We start from the raw sequence: 14,900 nt of genomic DNA on the forward strand, positions 1-14,900 counted from the left end.
CAAAGATGTGGAGGATAAAATGAACTTTAAATTTTTTGTTCCGACAAAGGTTTTCCAGGGGGAAAATTGTGTAAGTGAGAACAAATCGGTTTTTGAAGAATATGGGAACAGGGCTCTGGTCGTAACCGGGAAAACGTCGGCAGTGAGCAGTGGGGCTCTGAATGACGTTATTAAAGTGCTGGATGAAGCAGGCATAGAGCATAAGATATATGACGGAGTTCAAAACAACCCCACACTTGAAAACGTAAAAGAGGGGGGAGAAGCTGCTTATGAATTCGGTGCGGATTTTGTTGTAGGGATAGGAGGAGGGTCCCCGCTGGATGCAGCTAAAGCCATTGCAGTATTGGCTGTCAATGATATAAAACCCCTTGAATTATTCAAAAGTACATTTAAGAAAAAACCTATTCCCATTATAGCAATACCGACTACTGCAGGGACAGGTAGTGAGGTAACGCCTTATTCAATTCTTACCAGAAAAGATATGCAGACAAAAATGAGTTTTGGAAACGAAGAACTGTTTCCAAAGGTAGCTTTCCTGGATGCCAGGTATACTGAAAGCCTTCCGGGTAATGTTGCAGTAAATACAGCTATTGATGCATTGTCACACGCAGTAGAGGGGTATTTAAGCAAAAGGAGCATGCATATCAGCGATGTGCTGGCATTAGCCTCCATAGAAGTATTCGGTGATTGTCTGACAAGTATAAAAGAGAACCGTCTGGATTTCGATACAAGGGAAAAACTTCTCTATGCATCTATGCTGGCGGGAATGGTAATCGCCCATACCGGTACTACAATAGTTCACGGGATGGGTTACTCACTTACATATTTCAGGGATATTCCCCATGGGGAAGCCAATGGTATGCTTATGGCAGAATATTTAAGATATAATTACGGAATTATGCAAGAAAAAATTGAAAATATACTGAAGCTGCTAAGGATAAAAGATATTGATGAGTTTGAGGCTGTAATCAGGGCATTGATCAACAGAAAGATCAATGTAAGTGAAGAAGAACTTGAACTTTATGCATCACTTGCAATGAAGCAAAGAAGCACCTCCTACAATGCCAGAGAGGTTTTGCAGGAAGACTTGGTAAGCATAATGAGAAAGAGTCTGAGATAGGAGGAGTAGCATATAGTCAGCATAGCAGTGGTTTCTGATACCCATATTCCGCGAAGAGGCAAGACACTGCCCAGGGTTCTGCTGGAAGGCATAAAGGGGGCAGACCTTATAATACATGCAGGAGATATAAATAAAGATTATGTTATATATGAGCTGGAGGATATAGCCAAGGTGGAGTATGTCATGGGAAATACCGACAGTGAAGAGGACTGGGTCAAAATTGACAGGAAAAAGGTTATAGAGGTAGATGATTGCAAAATAGGTGTGATACATGGGTACGGAGATAAGGGCACTACTCTCGGAAGAGTCCGGAAAGCCTTTGAAGGGGAGGATCTGGACTGTATAGTTTTTGGGCACAGTCACATACCTATGAATGAGGTTATTGAAGGAGTCCTGTATTTCAATCCAGGATCACCTACTGACAAAAGGCGGCAGAAGTTTTTTTCCTATGGTATGCTGTCGGTAAGCAGGGGCAGCGTAAGCGGTAAAATAATATATTTCTGACTTGCATATGTTCTATCCATTAAATTTACTTTTATTAATTGGAGGTGACTTTATGATTAATGCCAGGGTTTTATATATTAGTGATTTGGATATGGCTAAGGAGGAGATAAGAAAAATAGGAGTAGACGCAGCCTCCATACCATGGCTTTCATCAAAAGCTGTCCATATCACAATCAAACTGGAGAACATCAGTCCTTTTGCTGCAAATATCATAAAGCAGGAAATGCTTGGCAAGGGTGGAGATGCGGCAGTAAATAAAGGTGTAGTAAGCTGTAAGGTAGAGAAATCAGACATACTCATAATGGGTACGTACAGCCAGTATAACAAACTGATATATAAGCTGGGAATGCAGCCGGGAGTGCTTAAAGAAATTGCCCAGGAGATACAGAGGCTTTTGAAATCAGTAGATAAAGGCAAACCTGAGTTTTTTGAGTGTGGAAAATATAAACTTCCGATAGGTGAGAAGACATATGTAATGGGAATTTTGAACATAACTCCCGATTCCTTTTCTGATGGTGGAAAATACAATAATTTGGAGATAGCCGTAAGAAGAGCCAGAGAAATGGTGGAAGAAGGGGCTGACATAATAGATGTGGGAGGAGAATCGACAAGACCCGGCTATGAGCCTGTTGATGCATTTGAGGAGATTAACCGTGTAGTACCGGTAGTTGAGAGACTGATCAGGGAAATCAAGGTTCCCGTATCTGTAGATACATCCAAGGCTTTGGTAGCGGAAAAAGCATTGCAGGCAGGAGCTCATATTATTAATGATGTATGGGGGCTGCAAAAAGATCCGGATATTGCAGAAGTTGTCTCCAAGTACGGGGCAGGAGTAGTAATGATGCATAACAAGGATAACAGGGAATACTCAGATCTCATGGGTGATATAGTAAAGTTTCTCAGACGGAGTATAGAAATAGCGGAGAAAGCGGGTATTGCGCGTGAAAGCATGGCGGTAGATCCGGGTATAGGGTTCGGAAAAACTCTGGAACATAACCTGGAAGTAATGAGAAGACTGAAAGAACTAAACTCTTTAGAGCTTCCCGTACTCCTTGGAACTTCAAGAAAATCAATGATAGGCAATATCCTGGATTTGCCTGTAAATGAAAGGCTTGAGGGGACAGCTGCTACAATAACAGTAGGAATATCAAACGGAGTAGACATAATACGGGTGCATGATGTCAAGGAAATGACCCGTGTAGCACGTATGACTGATGCTATGGTAAGAGCATAGGCGGTTGAGAGCTGGCTGAGTATAATTTGCGGTTGTAAAGAACAGTACATTAACAGGTTTGTTATAAAAGGATAGGTGAACCAGTGGATAGAATAACTTTGAAGAATATGAAATTTTACTCATACCACGGTGTGCTTCCCGAGGAGCAGACAAATGGACAGTATTTTTATATAGATGTGGAAATGATTTGCGATCTGAGGGAAGCCGGCAGGGAAGATGATCTGGAAAAGACTGTGGATTATTCGGTCGTCTATAATATTATAAAAAATATAACTCAAAAAAATAAATTTCGACTTATAGAGTGTCTGGCCGACAGGATTTCCCGGGAAATAGCGACAGAATTTAAGATGATAAGCGAGATCGTAGTCCGGGTAAGAAAGCCTGAAGCTCCGATTGACGGGGAGCTGGATTGGGCAGAAGTCGAATTGAGAAGAGGCAGAAATGATTTATAAAGCTTATCTCGGCCTTGGAGCGAATGTAGGAGACAGGGAGAAAAACATTATTAATGCGGTACATTACATATCAGAACTTGAAAACACCCGCATAGTTAGCGTATCACAGATTTATGAGACAGAGCCTGTAGGGTATGCAGATCAGAACTTGTTTTTGAATATGGTTATAAAAATTCAAACTGGATTTGCGCCGTCAGACTTGCTAGAGAAAATTCAGTGTATAGAAAAAAAGTTGAAAAGGACAAGGGAAATACTTTGGGGGCCAAGGACTATCGATATAGACATTCTGATTTATGAAGGACTGCAAATAAACACTCCTCAATTGGTGGTACCACATCCCAGGATGCTGCAGAGAGCCTTTGTGCTTGTACCGCTCAGAGATGTGTATCAGAAGGAAAGCATCGGCTGTGAAGAAATTGATATATTGCTGAGTAAATGCAGTGACAGGGACGGAGTTAAACTATTTAAGGCATATCCTTTTGAAATATAAATTCGACACTGTTTACCTATTTGTATGGAAGATAAATCAATAAAACTGAAGTGAAATAACATAATAAGTGGACATATATTAAATTATGTGACATGCCAGGTAAATATAGTTGCATTATTAACAATAATCTATCTGCATTGGGTGCATTTTTAGTATGGCCCAGGTTATTCCGATGCCTGTGTTGAAGGAAAAATATGCGCCCATCGGTAATTAGATGTTTTTAATATGCAGTTTTGTTGTGATATAATATATTAGATTACTTTCAGATTCAATTGAACTGTTTCATGTATACGGGTTTTTGCAGGAATATGATACTCGTGTTGCATGAAGACGGTAATACTGGAGTTTGTTTTATAGGAGGAATCCGATGATAGAGGTCTACTATTACATACCTGTGGAAGAAGCCGGAAACGCTGTAGAATGTGGCTTGAAGCTTTCTAAATGGTTTGACAAGGAGGTTGTTGTAAATGGGGAGATCAAAAAATGCATCTCTGCCTTGCTTAACCCCAGAGATGATCTGGAGAAATTCAGGTCTGCCGGACTAAAGTGTATTAAGCTTGAACTGTCGCCAAGCTATTGTTTTGTTGCGGATAATTCACTGTATGAAATTGGTACGAACTCAGCAGATATTATGAAAGTATATGAAAAATCTGTAATTCCTGCTGAAAATTATGTATTTGGTACTTACAGGATGCCGGAATGCCTGGTGACTTGTACAGTGATACCGGGACAGATTAGTGCGTTGGACAGGCATTTGGATTCTCCGATTTTATATAATAACTCTGAAGAACTTTATGTTAATAATATTATTGAAGGCTATAAGGAAGAAAATATTGATTTTAATGACACGATGCTATACTGTTTTTACAGCAAACTGTCTGAAGAGGGAGTGTTTACCAGAGTAGAGGACAAGGAAAAAGGACTGGCAGCTTTTACGGATGTGAAAGCAGGAAAGGTGTATACGATAAAAATACCTGATTTGAGAGCTTATTGATTATAACGAAGGGGCATACAGATGAATCATGATATAAACAAGCTGATACTCCACGAGCTGAAAAGGAATACACCCGGCTATGTTTCAGGAGAAGCACTGAGTGAAACCATCGGAGTATCCAGGACTGCCATATGGAAGCATATCAAGGAGCTAAAGGATACAGGGTATGGAATAGAATCTTCCTCCAGGAAGGGGTACAGCCTTATTGAGTATCCGGATGTCCTGAATGCTTACGAAATTGCGTACGGTATGGAAACAAAGCTGCTAGGTAAGGAAACAGTATATTTTGATGTTATTGACTCTACTAATACTTATGCAAAGAGGCTGGCAGGGGAAGGATGTACTGACGGAACTTTAGTTGTAGCGGATATTCAGACAGCCGGAAGAGGCAGGCTCGGAAGGGAATGGGATTCTGCCGGAGGGAAAGGTATATGGATGTCTGTAGTATTCAGACCCTCGATACTGCCTGAGGATGTACAGATTATTACACTTGCAGCATCGGTAGCTGTTGTTGAAGCCTTACGTGCTGTTTGCGGGCTGAAGGCCGGGATTAAGTGGCCTAACGATATACTGATAGATGGGAAAAAGGTCTGTGGAATACTTACTGAAATAAATGCCGAGATGGAACGGGTAAATTATGTAGTACTGGGCATAGGTATTAATGTTAACCATGAAGTTGAAGATTTTGGAGATAATCTCCGTGGATTGGCAACTTCTTTGAAGGTTAATTCCGGTCAAAAAGATTGTAGAGTTTTTAAGAGGAGTGAAATTATTAAGAAGGTATTGGTTGAGCTTGAAAGAATATACTTCGGGATTAACAGTATACATACTTATAATAAGGCATTAGCAGACATTATAAGGTTATGGAAAAAGTATTCCATAACTCTCGGGAAAAGAGTAAGGGTTACATTCAGAGGTAGTGAATTCACCGGTACTGCCATAGATATTACGGATGACGGCAAGCTGGTCATTGATTGTGATGACGGTATGAGGCGCGAGGTTATCTCCGGGGAGGTTTCAGTCAGAGGCTTGCTGGGGTACGCATAGGGATCAGAGAAATGATAAGATAAGAACAGAGGAGAATTGCAAGATGATAGTTGACTTTCATGTTCATTGTTTTCCTGATAATGTGGCTGATAAGGCTATACCTGTACTGGCAGAACGTGCAGGTATTCCTGCAAGACTTACGGGTAAGCTTGAAGATATAAAAAAATCCATGGAACGGAGCAAAATAGATTGTTCAGTAGTACTCTCCATCGCTACAAATCCGGAGCAGACGGAAAAGATAAATACCTGGGCTTCAAATGTAAATGGTGGGGGAATTGTGAGCTTTGGGAGTATACATCCTGACTACAAAGAGTGGAAGTATGAATTAAGAAGAATTTCGGAACTGGGACTCAAGGGAATCAAGTTTCACCCTGATTACCAATCGTTTTATGTTGATGAGGACAGGATGTTTTGCATATACGAGTATGCTCTCGGACTTGGCTTAGTTCTGGTCTTTCATGCAGGAATCGATATTGGACTTCCTTTACCATGTCACTGTACGCCGGACAGGCTTTTGAGAGTTGTAGATGCTTTTCCGGAAGGGAAAATCGTAGCAGCCCATATGGGCGGATACTCCTGCTGGGACGATGTTGAAAGATACCTTGTCGGGGAAAATCTGTATCTGGACACTTCCTATAGTATAGGGCAGACTGATGATGAACAAATAAAACGCATCATAAGAAATCATAATCAGGAAAGAATACTTTTTGCAACTGATTCGCCATGGTGCGATCAGAACGAGGAAATAGGAAAGATTAAAGAACTGAAGCTGGGTGAAGAGCTGGAAAACATGATCCTGGGGGGGAATGCCAAAGCACTGTTGGGAATATAACCGGTTATAAGTGTATAGAAGTATTGACAGGACTTGGCTTCCAGGAAAATAAGATTGACAAATTGCTTTTTTAAGAGCAAAATTAATACTGGTGACTTTCCGTAGAGAAAACTATGAATATTTCGATAAATAGGATTAAAGTAACAGAACATATATATTCCAGGTAATAGAGGGGGAAGTTCAATGCAAAAGGGACATGAGTTCCAAAAGAGAAACAACCATAATGGCAATCCGAATTATGGGCAAAAGAACAATCAATACCAAAACAGGGAAAACAATTCTTCAAGAGAAAACTCCTCAGGGAGAGAAAATACACAAACAAGAGATAACGCTCCTGCCAGGGAAGGCGGCTACAACAGGGAGGGGGGGCAATCCAGAGGATACCAGCGGGAAGGCTCATCCAGACAGAATCACTCATATCAGAATTCTGCGCCCAGATATAATAACAGGGTAAAGGCCATGGAAACAATTGACGACATAAAAGCAGATATAGCAAGGATAGAAAAGGAAATCGAACTCGAGATAAAGGAAATAAAAAGTATGAGGTTGGGGCTGTAAAGCAGATGGAGGGATATATCCTCTTTAAAGGCTGTACGGGTGACACTTGGAGGATATAAGTCTGAAAGAAACTGAAGATTTTAAAAGACTTGCCCTTATGTCTGTTTTTCAGACGATAAAAATAAGCGGCATGGGCAACTAAATGATTTTTATCCCATAACTGTTTTCATAGAAACCCTTGATCTTCTATGGGATAATTCATTTAGCCGTAGCAGAAATGGAGACAAAAATGATTTTAGTTATGGATGTGGGTAATACAAATATAGTTTTGGGGGTCTATGAAGGGAAAAAGCTCCTGTATCACTGGAGGCTGGGTACGGATAAGGAGAAAACTTCAGACGAGTTCGGTATGTTCATTGTAAGCCTTTTTAACAATGAGAGGCTTGATGTGCGTGGTGTAGAGGCTGTCATAATTGCATCAGTAGTTCCCCCCATTATGTATTCACTTGAGCACGCTATAAAAAAGTATTTCAACCTTGATCCGATAGTTGTAGGTCCAGGTTTGAAAACGGGGATCAATATAAAGTATGAGAACCCCAAAGAAGTAGGGGCTGACAGAATAGTGAACGCTGTGGCAGCTCTCGAATTGTATGGTGGGCCAGCGATTGTGGTGGACTTTGGAACCGCAACAAAGTTTGAAGCAATATCAGCAAGAGGAGAGTATCTCGGCGGGGTTATTTGCCCTGGCGTAAAGATAGCAGCGGAAGCACTGTTCCAAAAGGCTTCAAAGCTGCCGAAAATCGAACTTTCGAAACCAGAGAGTGTTATTGGAAAGAATACTATAGCAAACCTTAAGTCAGGTATTATTTTTGGACATGTAGGACAAGTGGATTATATAGTAGACAGAATGAAGAAGGAAATGAAGGAAGAGAATATAAAGGTTATAGCAACTGGGGGCCTGGCAAGGCTTATAGCAACGGAATCATCTACCATTAGTGAAATCAATGGGTTCCTGACTCTTGAGGGATTAAGGATAATATATGAGAAAAACAGATAGTACAAGTAATTTGGGGTACATAGACATATACTATAATAGTGCTCCGATTTTTGATTATTCTACAAAAATTTTAGCTTGAATTCCAGAATCCATATGTTATAATATAGATTGTATTTTTTTTAACAAACTTAATACATAGTATACAAATTCAAATACTTGTGAGAAGGCACTCAAAATACAGTAGCGCTCACAGAAATATAGGAGGTCAATATTTATGGGTATTCAAGAAGAAGCACTTAAAGCACATGCTGAGTGGAAGGGTAAAATCGAAGTTATAAGCACAGTTCCGGTAGCTAATAAGTATGATTTGTCAATTGCGTATTCTCCAGGAGTTGCAGAGCCATGTCTCGAAATTCAGAAGGATGTAAACTTATCATATACTTATACAAGAAGATGGAACCTCGTTGCTGTTGTTACTGACGGAACAGCGGTTTTAGGTCTTGGCGATATAGGACCTGAAGCAGGTATGCCTGTTATGGAAGGGAAATGCGTTCTTTTCAAGACCTTCGGTAATGTAGATGCATTCCCTCTCTGCATAAGATCAAAGGATGTAGATGAAATTGTAAAAACTGTTAAGCTTCTTGCTGGAAGCTTTGGTGGAGTAAACCTGGAAGATATTTCAGCTCCAAGGTGTTTCGAAATTGAAAAGAGACTGAAAGAGGAATGTGATATTCCTATTTTCCATGATGACCAGCACGGTACAGCAATAGTAACAGTCGCAGGTATGCTCAATGCACTCAAGATCGTTAAGAAGGATATCAGTGAAGTTGAGATCGTAGTAAATGGCGCTGGTGCATCAGCAATAGCTGTTACAAAATTGCTTATGGCAATGGGTTTGAAGAAAGTTATTCTTTGTGATACTAAGGGCGCTATCTATGAAGGAAGAGACAATCTTAACCCTGTGAAGGAAGAAATGGCTAAAATATCAAATCTTCAGAAGAAAAAAGGTTCACTGAAGGATGTAATTGCCGGAGCTGACGTATTTATCGGTTTATCAGCAGCAAAGATGGTTACAAAAGAAATGGTTCAGTCAATGGCAAAAGATCCGATAATATTTGCTATGGCTAATCCTACACCTGAGATTATGCCTGAGGAAGCACTTGAAGCCGGAGCTGCTGTTGTTGGAACTGGACGTTCGGACTTCCCGAATCAGGTTAACAATGTACTTGCATTCCCAGGTATATTCAGAGGAGCTCTTGACGTAAGAGCAAGCGATATCAATGATGAAATGAAGATAGCTGCAGCGAAAGCTATAGCATCTCTTGTAAGTGAAGCAGAATTAAAGCCTGATTACGTAATTCCTGCTCCTTTTGATCCTAGAGTAGGTAAGGCAGTTGCAGAAGCAGTTGCTAAGGCAGCAAGAGATACAGGTGTTGCAAGAATATAGTATACAAAAAATAGACGGACAGATATCAAATACACCCTATATATCTAGATATATAGGGTGTATTTTTTCTAAAATATCTTCAGGAAACTTTCCGTATCGGTAAAATCCTCAAAAACATAACTTGGTTCATATGCTTGAAGTTCCTGAACAGAATACATACCTGTGGCTACCGCTATACTTTTTATGTCCAGCTTCTTCCCGCACTCAATATCTTTAGGTGTATCACCTATGACATAAATGTTTTCCGGAATGTATTCCATGTCAAAATAATCCTGGGCGTTATGGATTGCTTCCTGAATTATTTGCCAACGTTCCAGCCTACTGCCGCCAAATCCTCCTGTTGGGAAAAATCTGTTCATCTTTTCCTTTTCAAGCTTTATTCTTGCACCTTTTTCAATATTGCCTGTCCCCAGTATACTGAAAAAATTTTTCTCATTTAGGAGTAATTCCAGAAGTCTTATTATGCCTGGCGCAGCAATTGTCCCTGGCAACCTAGCTACCTCATATTCAAGATGCCTGCAGTAGGTTGAAAAGAAAATATTCTGGTCTGAGTCTGAAATGCCATGTAATTTGAACGCATCACCGACTATAGCAGCATCAAGCCTCCCAGCCATTTCAATACCTTTAAATCCGCTGTCTATCCCATAAAGCTCAAAAAAAGCTTTGTCCATAGCTATCCGGCCAATACCGCGTCCCTGGATAAGAGTGCCGTCTATATCCCATATCAATAACTTTGTATTTTTATACATTTATATACTCCTTACCCGTAATGTGAAATCAATCTTCTACCGATAATTATATATGAAGGTGAAGCATATTTCCATCATAGATATGTTTTCAACTAAGCTCAGTTGACTAAAAAACTACGAATAAAAATTCATTTTAAAAGAGGAATTTGTCTAAATTTATAGAATAATATTTATGTTGTATAGTTTTTATATCCAAGCAACCAAAATTATGTAATAATATACAAAGTATTACTTTACGAAGGAGAAGTCATATGAATATGAAAATCAGGGCTAAGTTCTTATGTGTATTTATTGGTATTCTTTTAGTTTTTGGAGCTGCGGTTTACTTCATAACGGATATGAAAGTGATTTCTACAACAAAGAAAAGTATGTTTGATAAGCTTGAGTCGGATTTGAATCTCGGATACAGCCTTTTAAACGAGAAATACAAAGGAGACTGGAGTGCTAAGGATGGCCAGCTGTATAAGGGTGGAAAACTCCTAAATGATGATTTCTCAATTGTAGACGAAGTGAAAAAACAGTCAGGAGCTTATGCTACACTGTTTTGTGGAGATACAAGGATTTCTACCAGTGTACCGGGGAATAATAAAGGCAGGGCAACCGGAACAAAAGCAGTGGAAAAAGTTATAGACACCGTATTGAAAAAGGGTCAACCTTATACGGGAGAGGCTAAAGTCGACGGGAAGGACTGTATTGTTCAATACATACCCTTAAGAGATTCTACCGAAAAGGTAATCGGTATGTGGTTTGTGGGTGTCGATAAAAGCTATGTAGATAAGCAGATTAACGATATACTTGTTGCTATAGGATTAACAAATATTATTGCAGTGATTTTAGGTGTTATTATATTGATGCTGTTTACAGGAATAATTATTAAGAATGTCAAAAAAATTGTAACAGTATTAGATGAAGTATCTCAGGGTGATCTAACTGTAAAAGCTGATGTGAAATCCAAAGATGAGATTGGAGAAATTGCATCAAATATAAACAAAATGATTGACGGAATGAGGTCTTTGATAGGAAAAACGAAAAATACAAGCATAACTGTAAATAACTCTTCACGCGAAATGAAAGAGTCGCTGATGGAAGTAGGCAAAGTGTCCGAACAGATTGCCATAGCTATATCGGATCAGGCAAGAGGGGTTACTGAGCAAGCTGCTTCTACAGAAGAGGCAAACAGCCACATACAGAATATAGTTTCAGGACTCAGAAATGTTTCTGTACAGATGAATGAATCCAGAGTGCTTGTAGAAAGAGCGAAAGAGACTCTTGACTCAGGAGACAGGTCTGTTCAGTATCAGCAAAGCAAGATGAATGAAAGCAGGCAGCTTGCTTTTAGTATAAATAATGCAGTAAGCACTCTGTCAAGTAAGTCGGAAGAAATCGGACAAATACTGGGAGTTACAAGAGCAATAGCAGAGCAGACAAACCTGCTGGCTTTAAATGCAGCTATAGAGGCTGCAAGAGCAGGTGAACAGGGTAAGGGATTTGCTGTAGTTGCAGAAGAGATCAGGAGGCTGGCAGAGCAATCCAAAGAATCTGTGAAAAAAATCGGAGAACTAATTAAGGATATGCAGGAAGGTGTAAACCATGCAACTTCAGAAATCGGTAAGGTTGGTAATGCAGTAAACGGGCAGGAGGAAGCTTTGTCAGCGACTGTAGCAGCGTTTGAATCTATCTCTGCAGTGTTTACTGCTATTATGGACAAAGTCAGTGCTGTTTCCATTGCTACAGAAGCTCTGGGCGGTGATGCCGAACATGTAGAATCTGAGATCAGTTCTGTTGCCAGCGTTTCACAGCAAACTGCTGCTGGGACTGAAGAAGTTGCTGCTTCAACGGAAGAGCAGACAGCGGTTATACAACATATATTGGAATCTGTCAGTGATCTGGCTGATATGGCGGAAAAATTGAAAGAGAGTGTTATGAAGTTTAAAGTATAAATTATGTAGAGCGGAAGCAGGATAGATACTTGGGGTAGAAGAAGAAAATTACCCTAAATACTTTATCCCGCTTCCGTTTGTTTATTTAATGAAGTATACTGGAATTAGAATTGACACCTTGTTTCAGAATGGGAAGAACAAGTATTTGGAGGCATAGATTGAACGTTCCGATATATGATGCTATAAAAAAATATTTTTCCGGAAACCCTGTACCTTTTCATATGCCCGGGCATAAGCTGGGGATAGGACTGCCGGAAGAATTCTTAAAAGATATTGTAAGGATGGATTTGACGGAAATACCCGGGACAGACAATCTCCATTATCCTGAATCTGTCATAGCAGAAGCTCAGGAGATTGCTGCTGAGGTTTTTGGGTCAGACCATACCTTTTTTCTGGTTAATGGGTCTACATGTGGAATACATGCGATTATTATGTCTATCTGCGAACCTGGGGACAAGCTCATCGTATCGAGGGATTGTCACAAATCTGTAATTAACGGGCTTATACTTGCGGGTGCAGAGCCCGTCTACATAAAACCCCAATTTGATATGGATTTTGGGATACCCACTGTTTTGTTGCCGTCTGAAGTCAAACAAGCCCTTGAAAACAATCCCGACGCGGTGGGCGTTCTTGTTACCAGGCCAAATTACTACGGACTATGTTCAGACCTGGAAGAAATAGCTGAGATTGTACATTCATACGGGAAAGTTCTGGCTGTGGATGAAGCTCACGGCTCACACTTAAGGTTTGATTCCCGGCTTCCCGTTTCTGCTTTGGATGCGGGAGCCGATATTTGTGTCCAAAGTGCTCACAAGACGCTTATGGCTTTTACCCAGGGAGCGTATCTGCACTTGAAATCACAAAGGGTAGATACGGAAAGGCTGAGATTCTACTTGAGGCTGCTTCAGACGACAAGCCCATCTTATGTTATTATGGCATCTCTTGATATGACACGGGCTATTATGCAGTATCATGGCAAAACACTTATGGACCGGCTGCTTGGGATGGTAAATAGTTTTGTTCAGGATATATCTGCAAACGAAAACCTTCCTTTTCGTGTATTCAGCGCAAAAAGACCGGAGCATGGATGCACGGACATTACCCGAATAGTAATCAATGTAGAAAAAACAGGATGTTCAGGATACGAAATAGAAAAAATACTAAGGCTTAATAACAATATACAGGTTGAAATGTCAGACTTGTATAACATAGTGTGTATTGCGGCTGTCGCAGACAGGCAGGAATTTTATGACAGGCTGTATGACTCGTTGTGCAGCATCGCTGATAGATTTAAGTATACAGGCACTTTGGCCGATAAAAGAATAAATATACTAAATATTCCCCGGAAGGAAGTCAGCTTAAAAGAGGCTGTAAATAAAAAAGTTGTGAAACTAAGGCTTGAGGATGCTGTCGGTAGGGTCAGTTCAGCAACTGTCACCCCATATCCTCCCGGGATACCGGTTGTTTGTCCCGGGGAAATACTTTTACAGGAAACAGTTGAATATATATATAATATAATCAACAGGGGTGGAATAGTAAACGGACTTGGGGAAAATCATGAGATAAATGTGGTATAATTAATATGAGGAGAAATTTTATATGTGCAGGGGTTTATTTATAACTGTAGAGGGTACCGACGGTTCAGGAAAATCTACGCAGATCAAACTTATGGAAGACTACCTGAAAGGGAATGGTTTTGAAGTTGTCTTAACGAGAGAGCCTGGCGGTACAAAAATAGGTGAAAAGGTACGGTCACTAATATTGGATCCTGACAACGTTGAGATGGGTGAAGTAGCAGAGATGCTTCTTTATGCTGCTGCTAGGGCTCAATTGGTATCGGAACTGATAAAGCCTTCGCTGGAAAGCGGGAAGATTGTCATTTGTGACAGGTTTGTAGATTCAAGTTACGTTTATCAGGGGTTTGGCAGGGGCATAGATTTTAAGATTATTGAAGATGTAAACAGGGCTGCACTAAACAGTGTAATACCAGATATAACGTTTTTTATGGATATCAGGCCCGAGATTGCTCTTGGGAGGAGAATTGCCAGCACTGGAGCTGATAGGATAGAGAAGGAGAAGATGGAATTCCATGTACGGGTATATTCGGGTTACAAAAAGCTGGCATCTTTATATCCTGATAGGATAAAACCCATTGAGAGCAATAGGAGTGTGGAAGATATATCCTCTGACATCAGGCAGTGGTTGGATAAACTTCTGAAGAAGTAACGAGAATATAAGAAAGGTGGGGGTATGTATGAAACTTGTTTTTGCAATAGTTCATGATGAGGATGGCCACAAGGTAATGGATGAATTAAACAAAAACGGTTTTAGTGTAACCAAGCTGTGTTCAAGCGGCGGATTTCTACGTTCCGGCAACATGACTCTTCTGGTGGGTGTTGAAAAAGAAAGGGTTGATGAGGTCATAGGAATAATCGAAAAGAAGTCAAAAAGCCGTAAACAGGTTTTTAACTCATCTTTATCAACAAATGGTATAAACGGTATGTTCATGCCGTACCCTGTTGAGGTAGTTGTCGGCGGAGCTACGATATTTGTAACTGATGTAGAAAGGTTTGAAAAAGTATAATATAGGATGTGA

Annotated in this window: 16 protein-coding genes; 15 read left to right on the forward strand and 1 reads right to left on the reverse strand. The window is 40.2% G+C overall.

Translation table 11 applies throughout. From position 1 onward, the window contains the following. The first annotated feature begins 19 nt into the window (after positions 1-19). From N3I35_11735 to N3I35_11785, 11 genes are all read left to right on the forward strand, one after another. Entirely contained in the window at positions 20-1,120 is a 1,101-nt protein-coding gene (locus N3I35_11735) for an iron-containing alcohol dehydrogenase family protein (protein ID MCX8130757.1), read from the forward strand. Between the two features lie 27 nt (positions 1,121-1,147). Continuing rightward, the gene (locus tag N3I35_11740; GenBank protein ID MCX8130758.1) at positions 1,148-1,624 is read left to right on the forward strand and encodes a YfcE family phosphodiesterase; all 477 of its coding nucleotides are present in this window, start codon (positions 1,148-1,150) and stop codon (positions 1,622-1,624) included. Between the two features lie 52 nt (positions 1,625-1,676). Continuing rightward, complete coding sequence (gene folP, locus N3I35_11745) at positions 1,677-2,858, forward strand: dihydropteroate synthase (GenBank protein ID MCX8130759.1); 1,182 nt, start codon at positions 1,677-1,679, stop codon at positions 2,856-2,858. An 83-nt stretch (positions 2,859-2,941) separates the two neighbouring features. Beyond that, positions 2,942-3,310 carry a dihydroneopterin aldolase gene (folB, locus tag N3I35_11750; protein ID MCX8130760.1) on the forward strand — a complete coding sequence of 123 codons (369 nt, stop codon included), beginning with the start codon at positions 2,942-2,944 and terminating at the stop codon, positions 3,308-3,310. Beyond that, the gene (folK, locus tag N3I35_11755; GenBank protein MCX8130761.1) at positions 3,300-3,800 is read left to right on the forward strand and encodes a 2-amino-4-hydroxy-6-hydroxymethyldihydropteridine diphosphokinase; all 501 of its coding nucleotides are present in this window, start codon (positions 3,300-3,302) and stop codon (positions 3,798-3,800) included. The genes folB and folK overlap by 11 nt, the downstream gene beginning before the upstream one ends. A 367-nt stretch (positions 3,801-4,167) precedes the next feature. After that, on the forward strand, positions 4,168-4,794 hold the full coding sequence (locus tag N3I35_11760) for a hypothetical protein (GenBank protein ID MCX8130762.1): 627 nt from the start codon (positions 4,168-4,170) through the stop codon (positions 4,792-4,794). 21 nt (positions 4,795-4,815) lie between these two features. After that, entirely contained in the window at positions 4,816-5,841 is a 1,026-nt protein-coding gene (locus tag N3I35_11765; GenBank protein MCX8130763.1) for a biotin--[acetyl-CoA-carboxylase] ligase, read from the forward strand. 43 nt (positions 5,842-5,884) lie between these two features. Then, positions 5,885-6,673 (forward strand): amidohydrolase family protein, encoded by a 789-nt coding sequence (locus N3I35_11770; protein MCX8130764.1) that lies wholly within the window; start codon positions 5,885-5,887, stop codon positions 6,671-6,673. A 183-nt stretch (positions 6,674-6,856) separates the two neighbouring features. After that, entirely contained in the window at positions 6,857-7,231 is a 375-nt protein-coding gene (locus N3I35_11775; protein ID MCX8130765.1) for a hypothetical protein, read from the forward strand. Positions 7,232-7,460: 229 nt separating this feature from the next. Next, positions 7,461-8,228, forward strand: a complete 768-nt coding sequence (locus tag N3I35_11780) for a type III pantothenate kinase (GenBank protein ID MCX8130766.1) — start codon at positions 7,461-7,463, stop codon at positions 8,226-8,228. Positions 8,229-8,442: 214 nt separating this feature from the next. Next, on the forward strand, positions 8,443-9,615 hold the full coding sequence (locus N3I35_11785) for an NAD-dependent malic enzyme (GenBank protein ID MCX8130767.1): 1,173 nt from the start codon (positions 8,443-8,445) through the stop codon (positions 9,613-9,615). 68 nt (positions 9,616-9,683) lie between these two features. Here N3I35_11785 and N3I35_11790 read toward each other — a convergent pair whose 3' ends face one another. Beyond that, a complete protein-coding gene (locus N3I35_11790) occupies positions 9,684-10,364 on the reverse strand; it encodes an HAD hydrolase-like protein (GenBank protein MCX8130768.1) in 681 nt (226 codons plus the stop codon). A 251-nt stretch (positions 10,365-10,615) separates the two neighbouring features. Between N3I35_11790 and N3I35_11795 the strand changes: the two genes are divergently transcribed. From N3I35_11795 to N3I35_11810, 4 genes are all read left to right on the forward strand, one after another. Next, positions 10,616-12,304 carry a methyl-accepting chemotaxis protein gene (locus N3I35_11795; protein ID MCX8130769.1) on the forward strand — a complete coding sequence of 563 codons (1,689 nt, stop codon included), beginning with the start codon at positions 10,616-10,618 and terminating at the stop codon, positions 12,302-12,304. Between the two features lie 158 nt (positions 12,305-12,462). Further along, a complete protein-coding gene (locus N3I35_11800; protein MCX8130770.1) occupies positions 12,463-13,881 on the forward strand; it encodes an aminotransferase class I/II-fold pyridoxal phosphate-dependent enzyme in 1,419 nt (472 codons plus the stop codon). Positions 13,882-13,903: 22 nt separating this feature from the next. Continuing rightward, on the forward strand, positions 13,904-14,530 hold the full coding sequence (gene tmk, locus N3I35_11805) for a dTMP kinase (protein ID MCX8130771.1): 627 nt from the start codon (positions 13,904-13,906) through the stop codon (positions 14,528-14,530). 28 nt (positions 14,531-14,558) lie between these two features. Next, on the forward strand, positions 14,559-14,888 hold the full coding sequence (locus N3I35_11810) for a cyclic-di-AMP receptor (protein ID MCX8130772.1): 330 nt from the start codon (positions 14,559-14,561) through the stop codon (positions 14,886-14,888). Positions 14,889-14,900: the final 12 nt, after the last annotated feature.

The sequence above is a fragment of the Clostridia bacterium genome (assembly GCA_026414765.1).
Lineage (GTDB): Bacteria > Bacillota > Clostridia > Acetivibrionales > DSM-27016 > SKW86.

Coding starts and splice junctions, on each gene's coding strand:
- N3I35_11735 (MCX8130757.1), top strand. CDS start 20: ATGAACTTTAAATTTTTTGTTCCGACAAAGGTTTTCCAGGGGGAAAAT.
- folP (MCX8130759.1), top strand. CDS start 1,677: ATGATTAATGCCAGGGTTTTATATATTAGTGATTTGGATATGGCTAAG.
- folK (MCX8130761.1), top strand. CDS start 3,300: ATGATTTATAAAGCTTATCTCGGCCTTGGAGCGAATGTAGGAGACAGG.
- N3I35_11760 (MCX8130762.1), top strand. CDS start 4,168: ATGATAGAGGTCTACTATTACATACCTGTGGAAGAAGCCGGAAACGCT.
- N3I35_11765 (MCX8130763.1), top strand. CDS start 4,816: ATGAATCATGATATAAACAAGCTGATACTCCACGAGCTGAAAAGGAAT.
- N3I35_11770 (MCX8130764.1), top strand. CDS start 5,885: ATGATAGTTGACTTTCATGTTCATTGTTTTCCTGATAATGTGGCTGAT.
- N3I35_11775 (MCX8130765.1), top strand. CDS start 6,857: ATGCAAAAGGGACATGAGTTCCAAAAGAGAAACAACCATAATGGCAAT.
- N3I35_11780 (MCX8130766.1), top strand. CDS start 7,461: ATGATTTTAGTTATGGATGTGGGTAATACAAATATAGTTTTGGGGGTC.
- N3I35_11785 (MCX8130767.1), top strand. CDS start 8,443: ATGGGTATTCAAGAAGAAGCACTTAAAGCACATGCTGAGTGGAAGGGT.
- N3I35_11790 (MCX8130768.1), bottom strand. CDS start 10,364: ATGTATAAAAATACAAAGTTATTGATATGGGATATAGACGGCACTCTT.
- N3I35_11795 (MCX8130769.1), top strand. CDS start 10,616: ATGAATATGAAAATCAGGGCTAAGTTCTTATGTGTATTTATTGGTATT.
- tmk (MCX8130771.1), top strand. CDS start 13,904: ATGTGCAGGGGTTTATTTATAACTGTAGAGGGTACCGACGGTTCAGGA.
- N3I35_11810 (MCX8130772.1), top strand. CDS start 14,559: ATGAAACTTGTTTTTGCAATAGTTCATGATGAGGATGGCCACAAGGTA.